Source organism: Amycolatopsis sp. 195334CR, assembly GCF_017309385.1.
In the GTDB taxonomy this organism is placed as follows: domain Bacteria; phylum Actinomycetota; class Actinomycetes; order Mycobacteriales; family Pseudonocardiaceae; genus Amycolatopsis.
Genome location: NZ_JAFJMJ010000001.1, coordinates 2,323,757 through 2,339,926 on the forward strand (window position 1 = coordinate 2,323,757; position 16,170 = coordinate 2,339,926).

Annotated in this window: 16 protein-coding genes; 8 read left to right on the forward strand and 8 right to left on the reverse strand. The window is 70.2% G+C overall.

All coding sequences use genetic code 11. The features are described 5' to 3' along the window. Positions 1-33: 33 nt before the first annotated feature. Complete coding sequence (locus JYK18_RS11375) at positions 34-936, reverse strand: RICIN domain-containing protein (RefSeq protein WP_206802061.1); 903 nt, start codon at positions 934-936, stop codon at positions 34-36. A gap of 120 nt (positions 937-1,056) precedes the next feature. Between JYK18_RS11375 and JYK18_RS11380 the strand changes: the two genes are divergently transcribed. Then, a complete protein-coding gene (locus JYK18_RS11380) occupies positions 1,057-1,521 on the forward strand; it encodes a DUF6474 family protein (RefSeq protein ID WP_206802062.1) in 465 nt (154 codons plus the stop codon). 62 nt (positions 1,522-1,583) lie between these two features. On the opposite strand, the gene JYK18_RS11385 is transcribed toward JYK18_RS11380, so the two are convergent. From JYK18_RS11385 to JYK18_RS11405, 5 genes are read right to left on the reverse strand one after another with little or no spacing between them, the layout of a single operon-like run. Then, positions 1,584-2,552 carry a glycine betaine ABC transporter substrate-binding protein gene (locus JYK18_RS11385; RefSeq protein WP_206802063.1) on the reverse strand — a complete coding sequence of 323 codons (969 nt, stop codon included), beginning with the start codon at positions 2,550-2,552 and terminating at the stop codon, positions 1,584-1,586. Further along, a complete protein-coding gene (locus tag JYK18_RS11390; protein WP_206802064.1) occupies positions 2,549-3,331 on the reverse strand; it encodes an ABC transporter permease in 783 nt (260 codons plus the stop codon). The genes JYK18_RS11385 and JYK18_RS11390 overlap by 4 nt, the downstream gene beginning before the upstream one ends. Then, entirely contained in the window at positions 3,328-4,524 is a 1,197-nt protein-coding gene (locus JYK18_RS11395) for an ABC transporter ATP-binding protein (RefSeq protein WP_374195006.1), read from the reverse strand. Before JYK18_RS11395 ends, JYK18_RS11390 begins: the two co-directional genes overlap by 4 nt. Continuing rightward, positions 4,511-5,158 carry an ABC transporter permease gene (locus JYK18_RS11400; RefSeq protein WP_206802065.1) on the reverse strand — a complete coding sequence of 216 codons (648 nt, stop codon included), beginning with the start codon at positions 5,156-5,158 and terminating at the stop codon, positions 4,511-4,513. The genes JYK18_RS11395 and JYK18_RS11400 overlap by 14 nt, the downstream gene beginning before the upstream one ends. Further along, on the reverse strand, positions 5,155-6,921 hold the full coding sequence (locus JYK18_RS11405) for a BCCT family transporter (RefSeq protein ID WP_206802066.1): 1,767 nt from the start codon (positions 6,919-6,921) through the stop codon (positions 5,155-5,157). The genes JYK18_RS11400 and JYK18_RS11405 overlap by 4 nt, the downstream gene beginning before the upstream one ends. 321 nt (positions 6,922-7,242) lie before the next feature. Here JYK18_RS11405 and JYK18_RS11410 point away from each other — a divergent pair, with 321 nt between their 5' ends. From JYK18_RS11410 to JYK18_RS11430, 5 genes are all read left to right on the forward strand, one after another. Next, positions 7,243-7,794 (forward strand): hypothetical protein, encoded by a 552-nt coding sequence (locus JYK18_RS11410; RefSeq protein ID WP_307795865.1) that lies wholly within the window; start codon positions 7,243-7,245, stop codon positions 7,792-7,794. A 45-nt stretch (positions 7,795-7,839) separates the two neighbouring features. Continuing rightward, positions 7,840-8,616, forward strand: a complete 777-nt coding sequence (locus JYK18_RS11415; RefSeq protein ID WP_206802067.1) for a YcnI family protein — start codon at positions 7,840-7,842, stop codon at positions 8,614-8,616. Next, entirely contained in the window at positions 8,613-9,152 is a 540-nt protein-coding gene (locus JYK18_RS11420) for a copper resistance CopC family protein (RefSeq protein WP_206802068.1), read from the forward strand. Before JYK18_RS11415 ends, JYK18_RS11420 begins: the two co-directional genes overlap by 4 nt. Continuing rightward, positions 9,149-10,171, forward strand: coding sequence for a copper resistance D family protein (locus tag JYK18_RS11425; protein ID WP_206802069.1), 1,023 nt, complete (start codon positions 9,149-9,151; stop codon positions 10,169-10,171). The genes JYK18_RS11420 and JYK18_RS11425 overlap by 4 nt, the downstream gene beginning before the upstream one ends. Positions 10,172-10,284: 113 nt before the next feature. After that, the gene (locus JYK18_RS11430; protein ID WP_307795866.1) at positions 10,285-12,336 is read left to right on the forward strand and encodes a tetratricopeptide repeat protein; all 2,052 of its coding nucleotides are present in this window, start codon (positions 10,285-10,287) and stop codon (positions 12,334-12,336) included. Between the two features lie 187 nt (positions 12,337-12,523). Here the strand turns inward: JYK18_RS11430 and JYK18_RS11435 are convergent, their stop codons facing one another. Both JYK18_RS11435 and JYK18_RS11440 read right to left on the reverse strand, forming a co-directional pair. Further along, entirely contained in the window at positions 12,524-13,411 is an 888-nt protein-coding gene (locus tag JYK18_RS11435; RefSeq protein WP_206804164.1) for a phosphotransferase enzyme family protein, read from the reverse strand. 42 nt (positions 13,412-13,453) lie between these two features. Then, positions 13,454-14,764 carry a helix-turn-helix transcriptional regulator gene (locus JYK18_RS11440; RefSeq protein WP_242579061.1) on the reverse strand — a complete coding sequence of 437 codons (1,311 nt, stop codon included), beginning with the start codon at positions 14,762-14,764 and terminating at the stop codon, positions 13,454-13,456. A 405-nt stretch (positions 14,765-15,169) separates the two neighbouring features. Between JYK18_RS11440 and JYK18_RS11445 the strand changes: the two genes are divergently transcribed. Both JYK18_RS11445 and JYK18_RS11450 read left to right on the forward strand, forming a co-directional pair. Further along, a complete protein-coding gene (locus tag JYK18_RS11445) occupies positions 15,170-15,481 on the forward strand; it encodes a hypothetical protein (protein ID WP_206802071.1) in 312 nt (103 codons plus the stop codon). 13 nt (positions 15,482-15,494) lie between these two features. After that, positions 15,495-15,896, forward strand: coding sequence for a hypothetical protein (locus tag JYK18_RS11450; protein ID WP_206802072.1), 402 nt, complete (start codon positions 15,495-15,497; stop codon positions 15,894-15,896). Positions 15,897-16,170 lie beyond the last annotated feature (274 nt).

Below are 16,170 nucleotides of genomic sequence, written 5' to 3' on the forward strand. Positions count from 1 at the left end.
CCCCCTACTCTAGGTCGGGGGTACGACAGAAGATCACGCGCCGTCGGTCTGGAAGACCTGTTCCCTGCCGCCGGTGCACTCGCCCTGCATCAGCTGGACACCGGGATCGGTCCGGGCCGCCATCACGCCGATGCACCAGCGCGCACCGGCCACCGAATGCATCCGGTAGCCCCCGTCGACCGGTTCCAGCGTGAACGTCTGGTCCGGTCTGCCGTTCTCGCAGTCTCCCCCGGCGAGCAGCACTTCGCTGTAGGTGCCGCCGCGGTCGACGGTCAGGCAACCGGGCCCCTTGTCCGGGTGCTGCAGATGGACGCGCACCTGGTCGCCCGGCAGCCGTTCCAGGCTGATCGGCGGGAAGGCGAGGTCGCAGGGGTGCTGCCCGAACACCTCGCGATCGGAACCCTCGGTCAGCTCCGGGCCCTCGCCCACGCACATTTGGGTGTGGGCCACGCGAATCGGCTGGGCCGGTGGCAGCGAGGGCGCCATTTCGCTGGCGGGTGGTGGCTGCGCGGCCGGGCGTTCGGGGTCGGAGCCGGTGGTCATCACCACGATCACCACGGCGATCACCGCGACCGCGGCCAGCGCGACGAGCGCGTACCCGAGCCGGCGGCGTTCCGGTTTCGACTCCTCCGCCGCCGGTTCCGCCGGGGTTTCCGTGCCGACCGCGAGATCCGCGCGCACGGCCAACCAGCGCTCGGTGGTTTCGGCGTCGGCGCCCGCGGCCTGGAGGAACGCGTCGACCAACTCCGCGCGCGGCAACCTGTCGCGGGCCAGTGCCGCGCTGATCGTCGAGCTGGGCAGGACGAGCCCGGCCTGCTCCGCCCGGCGTTCCAGGGCGCGGTAGCTGTAACCGGTGCGGATCCGCACCTGGCGCATGGCTTCGACGAACGCACCGGCGTCCGTCGCGGTTCTTGGGTCCGGCCACTCTCCCGGCACCGCGCTCCCTTCCCCAGCGTCGGCCGACGATTCTAGGGGCAAAGCGTGCCGACGTGCTCCGATTCGGGACGGGCAGTAAGTTCACGGCAGGACACCGGTGGGCACGGAAGGTGACGAGCGATGGGCCGCAAGAAGATCGAGAAAGAGGCCGAGGGTCTGTTCACCCCGAGGAAGGCCCGCAACGCCATCGCGGTGGCGAAGGTGGTCGGACCGGCGGTGATCCCGGTGGTCGCGCCGTTCGCCGTGCAGGCGGCCGGGGCCGCGCGCGACGCCTACGACCGCTACCAGGCGCGCAAGCTCGGGGTCGACGTCGGCAGGCTCGGCGAGTTCACCGGCCGGGGCGCGCGGTTGCACGCGCGGATCGCCGGGGTCGGCGAAGGACTGGACGAGCTGCGCGCGTCGTCGAAAGCCACCGACGAGGACACGAAGTTCGCCGACAAGGCTGCCGGGACGCTCCAGCAGCTGGCCGCCTCGGTCCGCGCCTCGGAGCGCATGCCCACCGCCCGGCGGAAGGCGGCGCACCGGGCCGTGGCCAGCGAACTGGACCACCTGGAGGGCCAGCTCCTGCACCGCCTCGGCATCTGACCCCAATGCTATGAGTGGGGCATTACTTGCGTTGATTGCAAGTAATGCCCCACTCATAGCATTCAGCCGGCGGTGACGAAGCCCTTTTCGACCATCCAGTCCCTGGCGACGACGCCCGCGTCCTGGCCTTCGATGTCCACCTTCTTGCCCAGCTGGATCATCTGGTCGTTGGTCATCTCGGCGGCCACCGGCCGCAGCACGTCGGCGATCTCCGGGTGCGCGGCGAGGTAGTCCTGCCGCAGCGTCGGGCAGACGTTGTACTGCGGGAAGAACTTCTTGTCGTCCTCCAGCACCGCCAGGTTCAGCCCGGCGATCCGGCCGTCGGTGGTGAAGACCTCGCCGAAGCGGCAGGTGTTGTTGGCGATCGAGGCGTAGATCGCCCCGGTGCCGAACTGCTTGACCTCGGTCGACGGGAAGTCGTAGGTCTTCTGCACACCGGGGAAGCCGTCCTGGCGGCTGGCGAACTCGGTTTCCACGCAGAACACCGCTTCGGCCGGGTTCTGCTTCAGGAAGTTCGTCATGTCCGTGGTGGTCTTCAGGTTGTGCTGCTGCGCGAAGTCCGCCGTGGTGGCGAAGGCGTAGGTGTTGTTCACCGGCGAGTAGTCCAGCCAGCTGATCCCGTTCTGCTCGAGATCCGCCTTCTTCACCGCGTCGTACTGCGCCTGCTCGTCCGGGATCGGATCGGTGTTGCCCAGGTAGTTGATCCAGCCGGTGCCGGTGTACTCCCAGCTCATGTCGATCTCACCGGCGAGCAGCGCCTGCCGCGCGTTCGTCGAGCCCTTGATGTCGGTCAGGTCGGTGACGTCCATCCCGGCCGCCGACAGCGCCAGCTCGGCCATGTAGCCCAGCAGGATGTTCTCGGTGAAGTCCTTCGAGCCGACCGTGACGTCCACGCCGGCCAGCGACGGCACCGCCTTGATCGAGCCCGGCCCGACCGCGAACGGCAGCGCGGCGTTGGTCTCCAGCCCGCAGGCGCTCACCGAAACGGCCAGCAGTGCGGCGCACAGCGTCGCCTTGATGCGGCGTTTCATCGCAGCCCCTTCGGTCCCAGGTATTGCTCGGCGACCGCGCCGAGCCAGTCCACGATCAGCGCCGTGCCCACCGCCAGCACCGCGCCCACCACGATCACGCGGTTGAGCTGCAGCTTGTAACCGGTGTCGATGAGCACGCCGAAGCCACCGCCGTTGACGAAGACCGCCAGCGTCGCGGTACCCACCGCCAGCACCAGCGCGGTCCGCAGCCCGGCGAGGATCAGCGGCACGGCCAGCGGCAGTTCGATCCGCCGCAGCACCGCCGAGGAGGACATGCCGATGCCGCGGCCGGCGTCGATCAGCGCCGGGTCCACCTGCTGCAGCCCGACCATGGTGTTGCGCAGGACCGGGAGCAACGAGTAGAAGGCCAGCGGGATGGCGACCACCCACAGCCCCTCCCAGCCGGTCCACAGGAAGAACAGCACCAGCACACCCAGCGCCGGCGCGGCCTGCCCGATGTTCGCGATGGCCAGGAAGAACGGCGCGGCGGGCTTGGCCCAGCGCCGGGTCAGCGCGATGCCGAGCGGTACCGCGATCACCACCACCATGGCGGTGACCACCACGGTGATCAGCAGGTGCTCGCCGAGCGTGGTGAACAACGTGCTCGCGTTCAGCGTCTTCTGCTCGTTCGGCTTCAGCTCGCTGGAGAACACCCACGCCAGCACCGCGCCGACGATCACCACGACCACCAGCGGCTGGGCGAACAACCGCACCCGCTCCGCGCGCGCCGAGCCCGATTCGGTGGTGAACCCCGAGGTGTCGGTCTGCGCCGTGGTCATGCTTCGTCCCCGTGCTCGGCCCGCAGCTGCCGCACCGTCTCCATCACGGTCTCGATGTCCACGCCGCCGACGTACTCACCGCGCGTCCCGGTGACCACCGCGCGGCCGCCTTCGGTGAGGATCGCCTCCAGCGCGTCCTGCAGGGTCGACTGGGTGCTCACCGAGTCGCCGATCGGGCGGGCGACCGCACTCAGCGAACTCGCCGCGGCCAGGTCGCGGACGTGCACCCAGCTCTGCGGGCGGCGCCGGTCGTCGAGCACCAGCGCGTAGGTCTTCTTGGTTTCGCTCAGCTTCTTGCGCACCTCGGCGGGCGAATCGCCGATCGCCACGGTGAGCAGGCCGTCGTCGCGGTAGTCGATGTCCCGCACGCGCAGCAGGGTCAGCTGCTTGAGCGAGGCACCGGCACCGACGAACCCGGCCACCGTGTCGTTCGCCGGGTTCGCCAGGATCGCGTCCGGGGTGTCGTACTGCAGGATCGTCGACTGGTCACCGAGCACGGCGATCTTGTCGCCGAGCTTGACCGCCTCGCTGAAGTCGTGCGTGACGAAGACGATCGTCTTCTTCAGATCGGTCTGCAGCCGCAGGAGCTCGTCCTGCAGGTTGCCGCGGGTGATCGGGTCGACCGCGCCGAACGGCTCGTCCATCAGCAGCACCGGGGGGTCGGCGGCGAGCGCGCGGGCCACCCCGACGCGCTGCTGCTGGCCACCGGAGAGCTGCCGGGGGAACCGGTCGCGGTACTGGGCCGGGTCCAGCCCGACCAGGTCCATCATCTCCTCGACCCGGTTGGCGATCTTCTGCTTGTCCCAGCCGAGCAGGCCGGGCACCACGGCGATGTTCTGCGCGACGGTGAAGTGCGGGAACAGGCCCGCCTGCTGGATGGCGTACCCGATCGTGCGCCGGAGCTGGTCCGGGTTGAGCGAGAGCGCGTCCTTGCCGCCGATGGTGATCTTGCCCGAGCTGGGCTCGATCAGCCGGTTGATCATCCGCATGGTGGTGGTCTTGCCGCAGCCGGACGGCCCGACGAAGATCACGATCTTCCCGGCGGGCACCACCATGGAGAAGTTCTCCACCGCGGGCTTGGCCTGCCCGGGGTACCGCTTGGTCACCTGCTCGAGCTGGATCTCCACCCCGGAGACCTCTTCGCCGTTCTCGACGGCGGTCGCCGACGTTGCCACGTTCTCAGCCACGGACACCCCTTGAGATGGTGAATCGGGAGATCAGGAAGTACACGCCCTCGAGGAGCAGCGCGAGGATGACCACGCCGATCGTGCCGACCAGCGCCTCGTTGACCGCGTTGGCGCTGCCCGCGCGGACCAGCCCGGAGAACACCTCGTCACCGAGGCCGGGCCCCTTGGCGTAGGCGGCGATCACCGCGATGCCCATCAGCATCTGGGTAGCCACCCGCATCCCGGCCAGGATGGCCGGCCAGGCGAGCCGGAGTTCCACCCTGGTCAGCACGCCGAACCGGCTCATCCCGATGCCCTTGGCCGCGTCGGCGATCGCCGGGTCGACCCCGCCGAGGCCGACGATCGTGTTGCGCACGATCGGCAGCAGGGCGTAGAGCACGAGCGCGATCACGGTCGGCTCGGTGCCGAGGCCGACCACCGGGATCAGCAGGCCGAGCAGCGCGAACGACGGGATCGTCAGCACCGCGCTGGCCAGCGCGGTGGCCACGGCCGAGCCGATCGGGGAGCGGTAGACCGCCACCCCGATCAGCACGCCGAGCACCGCGGCGATGATCGTGCACTGTACGACCGCGCTCACGTGCAACCACGCCTCGAGCGAGATCCGATCCCACCGGTCGGCGACGAACTCGAAGAGGTTCACGGCCGGCGGCCCTTGAGCAGCCGGCGCCGGGGACGGGCGCCCCCGTTGGTGCGCTCCTCGTGGATCTCTTCCAGTGACCTCATCATCTCGTCCTCCCGCAGCACGAGCGGATCATGGCGCAGATCGCGCCAGACGGCGATACAGAGACCGATCATCACCACCACGAACGGCACGGCGATCAGGATGGTCAGGTTCTGCAACCCGGTCAGCCCCTCGTCGCCGCCGACCAGCAGCATCACCGCCGAGACCGCACCCATCAGCACGCCCCAGAAGATCACCACGTTCTTCTTCGGGTGCACCGAACCGCGTTGCGACAGCGTGCCCATCACCACCGACGCGGCGTCCGCGCCGGAGACGAAGAAGATGGACACCAGCACCATCACCAGCACCGCGATCGGGATGAACCACGGCAGCGTCTCGAGCAGCTCGAAGGTGGCCGATTCGGCACTGCCCGCGCCGGCGATGTCCACGCCGTTCTGCTGCCGGTCGATCGCCGCGCCGCCGAAGATGGCGAACCAGACCAGGCTCACCACGCTCGGCACCGCGATCACGCCGATGATGAACTGGCGGATGGTGCGGCCGCGCGAGATGCGCGCGATGAACATGCCGACGAACGGCGTCCACGAGATCCACCAGGCCCAGTAGAAGACCGTCCAGCCGGACAGCCAGGTCTGCATGTCCTCGCCACCGGTGGCCCCGGTGCGGCCGGACATCTCGGCCAGCTCGCGGAAGTAGTCCCCGATCGCGCCGGGCACCAGGTTGAAGATCAGCACGGTCGGGCCGACCACCAGCACGAACACCGCCAGCACCGCGGCCAGCACCATGTTGATGTTGGACAGCCACTGGATGCCCTTGGCCACCCCGGACACCGCCGAGGCGATGAACGCGATGGTCAGGATGGCGATGATCGCCACCAGCACGCCCTTGCCCGGGTTGTCGATCCAGCCGACCGCGCCGAGCCCGCCGCCGACCTGCAGCGCGCCGAGGCCCAGCGAAGCGGCCGAGCCGAACAGCGTGGCGAAGATCGCCATCACGTCGATCGCCTTGCCCAGCGGGCCCTCGGTGCGGCGCTTGCCGAGCAGCGGCGCGAACACCGAGCTGATCAGCTGGCTGCGGCCCTTGCGGAAGGTGCTGTAGGCGATCGCCAGGCCGACCACCGCGTAGATCGCCCAGGGGTGGACGGTCCAGTGGAACAGCGTGGTCGCCATCGCCGTGTGCACGGCCTCGTCGGAGCCGGCCGCGGCGGTCCCCGGCGGCGGGCTCGCGAGGTGCGAAACCGGTTCGTAGACACCGAAGAACATCAGGCCGATGCCCATTCCGGCGCTGAACATCATGGCGATCCAGGAGGAGGTCCGGAATTCCGGCTTCTCCTTGTCCTGGCCCAGCGGAATGCGGCCGTAGCGGCTGATCGCCAGGCACACCGCGAACAACACGAATCCGGTCGCGGTGAGCACGAATGCCCAGCCACCGTAGGGAATTACCGCTTTGTTGAGCAGTGTCTTGGCGACCGACGCCAGACTCGTCGGGGACGAGACGCCCCAGGCGATGATCGCGAGCGCGAGCACCGCGGCGACGCCGAAGACCACCTTGTCGGTCTCGGCCGGCCGGTCCGCGGCCAGTTCGAGCGGGACATGCTCATCCGGGGCATGGCCTGCACCGGTGGTGTCCGGCGCGTTCGCGAGATCGTGGGTGTCCGCGCTGTGCGCGCCCGCGACCTCGACCTCCTCTTCGCCTGGTTTGCCGTCCTGCGAACCCGTAGTCATATGCGCACGCCGACGAATCGGCGCGACCTCCCTCCGGCCGGAAGTAACCCGTTTGGTGCAGCACCCTAACCCGTACCCCGTACGCGGCGTGCCCCGAATCGCTGACCGGGTCAAGCCGCCATTGGGTGCGACTACATTTGCGGATCACCCCCGAATCGGCAAGCACAGGGGCGTGACAATCGGAACCCGATTTATCGCCGCAGCCGGTTTCACCTGCGATAACCATGAAATTCTCCTTCTTCCGCGCACCCCGCCGATACACTGCGTTCAAGAGTCGGGATGGGCTTCGCCGACCGTGGGGCGGTCCCATACGCTGGTCTGGTGAGCCGACCCCGCCCTGAACACAGCGCGTTACGCGTTGTACGCGGGTTGTTGCTCGCGGCGGCTTCCGCGGCACTGGCGACCACCGCTCACGTGCTGGCCGACGGCGAGATCCCGAGCCCCACCTTCACCCTGCTGCTGACCGCCCTGATCGGGTGGCTGGCGACCGCGCTGGCCGAGCGGACCAGCGGCCTGCCCGGCATCCTCACCGTGCTCGGCTCGGCGCAGGTGGTGATGCACTTCGCCCTCACCGAACTGGGCGGGCACGCGCAGACGCACGGCGGCACCGGCGTGATCAGCGGCACGGTGCCGATGACCGCGGCGCACTCGCTCGCCGTGCTCGGCACGGCGGTGCTGCTGGCCCGCGCCGAAGCGCTGCTGCGGGTGGCGGTGGCGAGCCTGCGGTTGCTGCTGCCGGTGGTCTGGTCGCCGGCCCCGGTCCACGATGGACCCGTCCGCCCGGTGACCGTCCACCCCGAACTCTCCGCCGGGGCGATCCCGGTGTTCCTGCGCACGGTGCTCGGCCGGCGCGGCCCGCCCCTCGCTGCCTGAACCCCTTTTCCTCATCACCACTTCTATTCAGGAGCGAACACTTTCATGTCGACAAAGCGTTTTGTGCAGCGTGCCGCGGTGCTCGCGGGCGTGGCCGGGCTCACCGGCCTGATGGGTGCCGGGCTCGCCTCGGCCCACGTCACCGCGGACTACTACGGGCAGGAGCCGCAGAAGGGCGGGCGCGGGCTCATCGTGCTGCGCGTGCCCAACGAGGAGGCGGACGCCGGCACCACCAAGGTCGAGGTCGCCTTCCCGGCCGAGTACGGGATCACCTCGGCCCGCACCAAGCCGGTGCCCGGCTGGTCCGCCGAGATCACCAAGGCCACGCTGCCGACCCCGGTGAAGAACGGCAAGGGCGCCGACGTGGCCGAGGTGGTCAGCAAGATCACCTGGACCGCGCAGGGCGACGCCAAGATCGCCGCCGGATCCGGGGAGTACCAGGAGTTCGAGTTCAACGCCTCCACCCTGCCGTCCACTGTGGACACTCTGGTGCTGCCGGCCACGCAGACCTACGAGAGCGGCAAGGTGGTGGCGTGGGACGCCCCGCCGCCCCCCGAAGGCGGTGCGGAACCGGAGCACCCGGCGCCGACGATCAAGCTGGCCGCCGCGAGCAGCGGTGGTGACCACGGCCACGGTGCCGGGGCGGCCGACTCCGGTGAGCAGGCCTCCGGGCACAACGAGGCCTCGGCCGCCGCGGGCACCGACAACACCGCGCGCTGGCTCGGCGGGGTCGGCCTCGCCGTCGGCGCGCTGGGCCTCGGCGTCGGTGCGGGCGCGACCATCCGCGCCCGTCGCGGTTCGGCCCCGAAGGCGGACGCATGAGGCGGCTACTGGTCGCGGTGCTGACCGCGACGGCACTGCTCGGCCTGGCGTCCCCGGCGCTGGCGCACAACGTGCTCGTCTCCTCCGACCCGGCCAAGGGCGCGTCGCTGCAGGAAGGTCCTCAGCGCGTGACGCTGACCTTCGACCAGTACGTGCAGTCGGCCGACGTGAACCAGGTCGCGGTCACCGGACCCGACGGCTCGCAGTGGGCCGAGGGCGCGGTCGAGGTCAAGGGCAACGTGGTGACCGCACCGCTGCGCCCGCTCGGCCCGGCCGGCGAGTACACGCTCGGCTTCCGCATCCTGTCCGCGGACGGGCACGCGGTGAGCGACGAGATCAAGTTCACCCTGGCCAAGGCGGGCACCGGCACCCCGGCGGCGGCCGACGCGGCCCGCTCCGGCGGGACCGGCGGCGGCGCGGCGGACGGCGACTCCGGCGGGGTGCCGCTGTGGGTGTGGATCGCCGGCGCGGTGGTGCTGCTCGCGCTGGGCCTGGTGTTCGCGCTGCGAGCGGGTAAGGAACCGACGAAGTCATGACACAGGCCGAGACCACCTCGCGAATCCGTTACGCCACGCTGTTCTGCGTGGTCGCCGCCGCACTGGTCGGCGCGCTGATCGGCGTCGCGCTGTCGGCGACCGCGCCGATCCCCGGCGTGACCGAGGTGAGCGAGGTGGTCTCGGTGGCCATCCCGATCGTGCGGGTGCTGCTGGACATCGCGGCCGTCGCCACGATCGGGCTGTCGCTGTTGTCCGTGCTGGTCGGGTACGACCGGCCGAAGCTGACCGAACCGGTCCTGCGCGTGGCGCGGCCCGCCGCGGTGGCCAGCGCGTTGATCTGGTCGGTCACCGCGTTCGTCGCGCTGGTGTTGCAGACCGCGGAGTTCCGCCCGCAGAACGAGACCATCGGCGCGGGCGACGTGTGGGACTACATCGTGCAGATCGGTGCCGGCAAGGCGCTGCTCGTGGTCGGCGTGCTGGCACTGCTGCACGCCGGGCTCGGTGTGCTCGCGCTGCGGCACGGGGAGAAGGTGCCCGCCGAGGTGCGGGTCGGGCTGGGCCTGTTCGCGCTGCTGCCGCTGCCGGTCACCGGGCACGCGTCGAACTGGGACTACCACGACTACACGATGATCTCGATGGAGCTGCACGTGATGAGCGCCGTCGCCTGGACCGGCGGGCTCGGCGCGATGGCGGTGCTGCTGGTCGGGAACCGGACGCTGCTGGCGCACGCCCTGCCGCGGTTTTCCAAGCTGGCCACGCTCTGCCTGCTCCTGTCCGCGGCGACCGGGCTGTTCAACGGGATCGTCGAGATCAACCTGAACCCGACGATGGACCTGTTCACCGGCCTGTTCACCACCCCGTACGGCCAGCTCGTGCTGTTGAAACTGGTGTGCACCGGGGTGATCGCGCTGTTCGGCGCGCACGTCCGCTGGCGCCTGATGCCGAAGATCGTCCGCCACGAGCGCACCGCACTGGCCCTCTGGGCGACGCTCGAACTGACCGTGATGGGGCTGGCGTTCGGCTTCGCCGTGGTGCTCACCCGCGCGCCGGTGGCCTGATCGGCCCAGCCGGGCTGGGCCGAAAGGTCGCATCTCGGCGACTGCCTTGCCGTGGGCGGAACCCGCCCGCCACGCTCTCCGTCAGCACGCGTGTGCACAGCGGAGGAGCAGGTGTGACTACCGGCCAGGGTTCGATGACCACCGCACCGGCGCCCCGGCGTTCGCCCGAGGCGGAACCGGCAGTGCCGCGGGAGCTGGAGCAGCCGCCTGCCCACTTCACCAACCGCACCGATCAGCTGGCCGCGCTCGACGCGTTGCTCGACGCCCCGCGCGACCGGCCGGTGGTCCAGGTGATCTGCGGGCTCGGCGGCATCGGCAAGTCGGCGCTGGCGCGCCAGTGGGTGCACCGGGTCCGCGCCCGCTTCCCCCGCGGTCAGCTCTACGCCGATCTCGGCGCGTTCAACGCCACCGGCCCCACCGATACGGGTGAACTGCTGAAGCGCTTCCTGGTGGCCTTCGGCATCGACGGCAAGAAGCAGCCCGCCGGGCTCGACGAGCTCAAGGCGCTCTACCGCTCCGAGACCGCGGGCCGCCCGCTGCTGGTGGTGCTCGACGACGCGGTCTCCTCCGAGCAGGTGGCCCCGCTCATCCCCACCGCGCCCGGCAGCATCGTGGTGGTGACCAGCCGTTTCCGCCTCGGCGGGCTGCGCGCCAGCCATGGCGCGCGACGCCTCGACCTGACCAAGTTCGAGCACGGTCACGGCGTCCAGCTGCTCTCCGCGATCGTCGACGACGAGCGCACCGGCGAGCCCTCGGTCCACCTCACCGACATGGTCAAGTTCTGCGACGGACTGCCGATCGCCCTGCACGTGCTGGGCGTCAAGCTGGCGAACCAGCCGCACCTGTCCGCTGCGCGCGCCGCCGCCCAACTGGAACGATTGCGGTTGGCGGCATTGGCGGACCACAAGGAGAACCTCTCGGTGACCAGCACCTTCGACCTCTCGTACCAGGACCTGTCCCCAGACGCGGCCCGGCTCTACCGCGCGCTCGGCCTGCACCCGGGCCCCGAGTTCGGCCTGGGCGCGGCGACCGGCGCCGCCGAGCGGTCGATGGACGACACCGAGGTGCTGCTCGGTGAACTCGTCCAGTCCGGCCTGCTCGACGTGCGGCAGGACCGGTTCAGCTTCCACGACCTGGTGCGGATCCACGCCGAGGAGAAGGCCGCCGAGGCCGGTGAGGCCGACGCGGCGCAACGCCGCATCCTGGAGTGGTACCTGCGGGCTGCCCGGCGCACCGAGGACACGTTGACCGTGCCCGACCAGGACCGCATCCCGTACGAGTTCGGCGACCGCGGGCCGGACCCCGAGTCGCTGCCCGGCAACGACGACGCGCTGCCCTGGCTCGAACGCGAGCGGCCGAACCTGATCGCCGCCATCCAGACCGCCGCGCGGCAGGAGCTGCCGGAGCTGGCCTGGCAGCTCGCCGCCGCCATGTGGCCGCTGTTCCTGCTGCGCAAGCACTACCGCGACTTCCTCACCATCAGCCAGCTCGGCGTGACGTGCGCCGAGCAGTGGGGGAACGTCTCGGCGAAGGCGCTGATGCTGAACCGCGCGGGGGCCGCCTGCCGGGGGGCCGGGCGGTTCGACGAGGCCGTCGAGTACTACACCGCGGCGAAGGAAGCCCTGGCCGACGGCGGTGACCAGGCCATCGCGGTCCGGTCGATGGAGGGGCTGGGCCTGGTCGCGCTGGCGCGGGACCGGGTCGACGACGCATTGGCCCACTTCGAGGAGAACCTGACCTACGCCCGCCGCCTCGAACGCGCGCACGACGTGAACCTCGCGCTGGTCAACCTCGGCGTGACGCTGGTCAAGGCCGGGCGGGCGACCGAGGCGGTGGACCGGCTGGAGCAGGCCAAGTCCCTGCTCGACGCCCAGGGCGACGAGTACAACCGGGCCCGCGCCCAGATCGACCTCGGCCGCGCGCTCGCCTGCGACGAACGGTTCGACGAAGCACGCGCCCAGGTCGAGGCCGCCCTCGCGACGATGGAATCGGCCGGTTCCGCCTTCGAACAGGCCCGCGCGATCCACGCCCTCGGCGATGTGGCGAAGCTCGCCGGCGATATCGCGGAGGCGAAGTCGCGTTACGAAGCGGCGTTGCCCATTTACACAGAGCTCAACCGTCCCGAGGCGAAACCGCTCGCGGAAGAGCTCCGCTCACTCGCCTGAGCAGGCCAGATGATCTTCGATCGGGTTCGCGGTGGCCGTGTGTAATCGGCCGCCGTTCATTCTGAGTAACGAATCATCTAAGTGGGGTGATCAGTCGGGCCGAATTCACTGGGCGCAGCACGACTCGGGAACAGAAACGACGAACGGTCATTCACCGTCGCTGAATGTCCACGATTTTTACCGCCGTTCAGCGGTACCGACTCCATCGGGTACCGGTGCGCCCGGCCCGCAGGTCGGCCAGCCGCATCCGCAGCTGCCCCCGGACGTACGGGTGGCTGCGCAGGATCGGGAGCACGCTGGTGGTCAGCTTCAGCTCGCGGGCCGCCCGCAGCGCCGGGAAGCCGGACCAGCGGGTCACGTCGAAGCCGTAGCCCTCGACCAGCTCGCGGTAGCGCCCGGCGGGGTCGCCGAACCGCTCGCGGCCGACGGCCAGCGGGATCAGGTCCCATTCGGGCGGGCCGACGCAGGAGGAGTCGAAGTCGCACAGCACCGGCCCGTCCGGCCCGGCGATCACGTTGCCGGGGTGCGCGTCCCCGTGCACCAGCGCCTTCGGCAGGGCGAACTCGACGTCGGCCAGCTGGGCTTCCACCTCGGCGCACCGGTCCAGCAGGAACCGCCGGTCACCGGGCGCCAGCTCCTCGGCGTCGGCCACGCGGGCGCGGACATCGTCCAGCGGCGCCCACTCGCCGACGCCGTCGGGGGCTTCGAGCCGGTGCACCTCGCGCAGCAGTGAGGCCAGGTCCGCGGCGGTGCCGTGCCCGGCCTCGCCGGGCACCCGCTCCCACACCGTCACCAGGTGTTCGCCCAGCTCGATGGGCTGGGGCAGGTCACCGAACAGGCGGATCGCCGGTACCCCGTGCCGGGCGAAGTGCCGGGCCACGGTGACCACCTTGTAGGCGCGGTGCCGCAGCGTCCGCGACCCGACGATCCGCACCACCACGGGCGCGTCCGCCAGCGAGTAGACCGCGTTGTTGGTGAACCGGAGCAGCCGCGCGCCGCGCGCTCCCACGCCGAGCAGGGCGCACGCCTCAGCGAGCGCCCCGTCCAGCTTCTCCCTGGTGAACCGGCCGTCCACGACGGTCTCCAGGGTCGTCGCCACCGGTCCTGCCCGCCTCGCTCAAGCGGCGTAGAACGCGTTGATCCGGTCGGCGAGGTCGCGCGCGTCGGCGTTGTTCCGGCGCCGCTCGGCCTCGACCTTCAGCGGCATCATCCGGTCCTTGATGCGCGCGGACTTGAGCCCCTCGGCCGCGTCCAGCGCCTTGCCGCCCACCTTCGCGCCCTGGTCCAGGTCGCCTTCGAGCAGGTGGTTGGTGGCCAGCGCGCTCAGGTTGAACACCCGGCTGCGGGCCATGTCGTCGCCGTAGGCCTCGACCGCCCTGGTCAGTGCCGGGATCGCGTACTTGGTGTGCTCGACCTTGCCCTCGATGGCCAGCGCGGTGTGCACCGTGCCGATCATCGCGTAGACGTCGGTCTCGTTGAAGAACTGCACCCACGACTCGGCGCTGGCGATGTCCGCGCGGGCGAACTCGTCCTTGGTCCGGCCGAGCAGCTTGACCGCCTGCTCCTCGTTGCCCATCATCGCGTAGGCCCAGGCCTGGTTCGCGCAGAGCACCGAGATCGCCAGCTCGGAGCCCGATTCCTGGGCCGCGATCTGGCCCAGCTGGAACAGCTTGAGCGCGTCGTTCGGCGCGTCCTGGTGCAGGTAGACCCGGCCCATCCGGTAGAGCACGTTGGCCACCAGCGGGTTGTTGTCACCCTGCTTGGCCAGGTCCAGCGCGTTCGCGAAGTGCCCGCGCGCCGAATCGACCAGGCCGGTGTCGAACGAGGTCCAGCCGGCCAGGCTGTGCAGGTCGGCCAGCGCCACGTAGAGCCGCGACTTGACCAGTTCGGCCCCGCTCGACTCGAGCATCTGCTGTCCCCAGGACAGCTGCGCGACCACCGCGTCGCGGCAGAAACCGCCGCCGTACTGGTAGTCCAGCGCACGCAGTGCGCGGGTGGCTGCCTCCATCTGCCGGACGTCGGTCATCCCGATCCGGCCGGGCGCCGGTGTCCTCGCGGGACGCGTCGCCCAAGCCTCGGACGCCGGTCCGAAGACCGCTGCACCCATGGTGACCTGCGCGGCGTGCGCGAGGAACTTCCGCCGTTTCACGGACTCGTCCTCCTCAGCCTGCTGGCCGTCGGCGTTGCCGACGACCTGTATCGCCGTGGCCTCGTCGTAGGCGAGGCCCATGTATCCCCTGGCGACACCCAGGCCGTCGGCGATCCGCACCAGGACGTCGTAGGCCATCACCTGCCGACCCTTGAGGATCTCCGACACCTCGGACTGCGACTGGCCGGTCATCGCGGCGATCTGGCGCTGCGATACCCCGTGCTTGCGCAACTGGCGGTACACCGAGCTGATCTCACGAGCGGCGAGCGCCTCTCGCATCTCCGGCTGCTCCCAGGCAGTCGGCGGGATGGGATGACCAGCTTGTCCCGGCTGGGACTCAGTGCTGTTCATGGCGTCCATTCGCGCCCCCTCACAGTCCGTCGGGCGTCTGTCCACAGCGTAGGCACACCTATTCAACCGTGCGAAACGCCGATTGTTGAGTCTGATCGGCCCGGCCGAACTCCGCCGACCGCTTATCGTGGAACTCTGGCCGGTCGCCGCTATGACGGCGATCCAGCCTTCTTTCCGCCTCGCTTTCACCGCAATGTAGATCGCAGTTCTCCGTGAGCACTCCGGCACCCCCGGTGATCACGGACAGCGACCGCCAGCGGCCGCCCCTCACGGAGAGCTACGAAGGCCCGAGAAGACCCGGAATTGCGAGCGACGAGCAGAGCGGAGTAGCCGGTGGAGTTCCTGGACTCGATCCCCACAGGTCGTACGGCCACCGTGTCCCCTGTGCGTGCCTCCGTCCCGCGCGCCGTGCCCCAGGCGGTCGACCCGCGCTCGGCGAACCTCCGCCGGCACGAGGGTGGCCAGACGGTCTGGCGCGTGCAGTGCGGTGACCTGATCAACCGCGAGCGCTGCGTCACGGTGTTCGTGGACGACAGCCAGGTCGTGCTCGTCGGCCCGCCCGGGGAAACCGCGCGGATGACCGGCAGCCAGCTCGGCCAGCTCCGGACCGCGCTCAACGAAGCCGCCAAACTGGCGGAAAGGTAACGGTGAGTTCCAGGTGGACCAGATCCTCGGACAGGTACTCCGCAATGCCGTGTGGGAGCGCCTCGACATGCTCTCCGATCTCGCCAACCGCGCGGACGCGCAGTCACTGGTCTCGGTGGCCCGTTCCGAGCTGCCCCGGCTGACCGAAGGCTGGCGCGCGATGCTCCGGGCGCACGAACCCGACGAGCGCGGTGACTGCCCCACCTGCTCGACCCGCTGGCACCGCTGCAAGGCGCCGTGCTCGGTGTGGCAGGTGGCCCACGAGCACCTGGTGGCCGGCGGCCTGGCCACCCAGCCCGACGTGAAGGGCCGCCGCTCGGTGCCTGCCCAGAACCGCGCGGTGCCCGCCCCGGCCCGCACCCCCGGTCGCCACGCACTGGTGACCTCGCCGAGGCAGGCGGTCGCCACCACCTGAGGTTTCCCCACCGGTGCGCCCGATCCCCCGCGGGCGCCCCCGACCGGCGGTCGGCTCATCCGTACCCCCGAGCGAGATGAGTCGACCGCCCCCCAACTCCCCGATCCCCATCGGTGCTTCTGCGATTAATCGCAAAATTAGTGAGAATCCGCTAGCCAGAGCAGTAATCGAACGCTAACGTGAAGCTCAAGCCCACGGGCGCAAAATTGCACAACGCAACCCGTGGTCATCCCGCCCTGACGCGGGCCCCGAGAACCCCGCGGACCGGTGCCGT

Coding starts and splice junctions, on each gene's coding strand:
- JYK18_RS11405 (WP_206802066.1), bottom strand. CDS start 6,921: ATGACTACGGGTTCGCAGGACGGCAAACCAGGCGAAGAGGAGGTCGAG.
- JYK18_RS11420 (WP_206802068.1), top strand. CDS start 8,613: ATGAGGCGGCTACTGGTCGCGGTGCTGACCGCGACGGCACTGCTCGGC.
- JYK18_RS11385 (WP_206802063.1), bottom strand. CDS start 2,552: ATGAAACGCCGCATCAAGGCGACGCTGTGCGCCGCACTGCTGGCCGTT.
- JYK18_RS11440 (WP_242579061.1), bottom strand. CDS start 14,764: ATGCGAGAGGCGCTCGCCGCTCGTGAGATCAGCTCGGTGTACCGCCAG.
- JYK18_RS11390 (WP_206802064.1), bottom strand. CDS start 3,331: ATGACCACGGCGCAGACCGACACCTCGGGGTTCACCACCGAATCGGGC.
- JYK18_RS11425 (WP_206802069.1), top strand. CDS start 9,149: ATGACACAGGCCGAGACCACCTCGCGAATCCGTTACGCCACGCTGTTC.
- JYK18_RS11380 (WP_206802062.1), top strand. CDS start 1,057: ATGGGCCGCAAGAAGATCGAGAAAGAGGCCGAGGGTCTGTTCACCCCG.
- JYK18_RS11415 (WP_206802067.1), top strand. CDS start 7,840: ATGTCGACAAAGCGTTTTGTGCAGCGTGCCGCGGTGCTCGCGGGCGTG.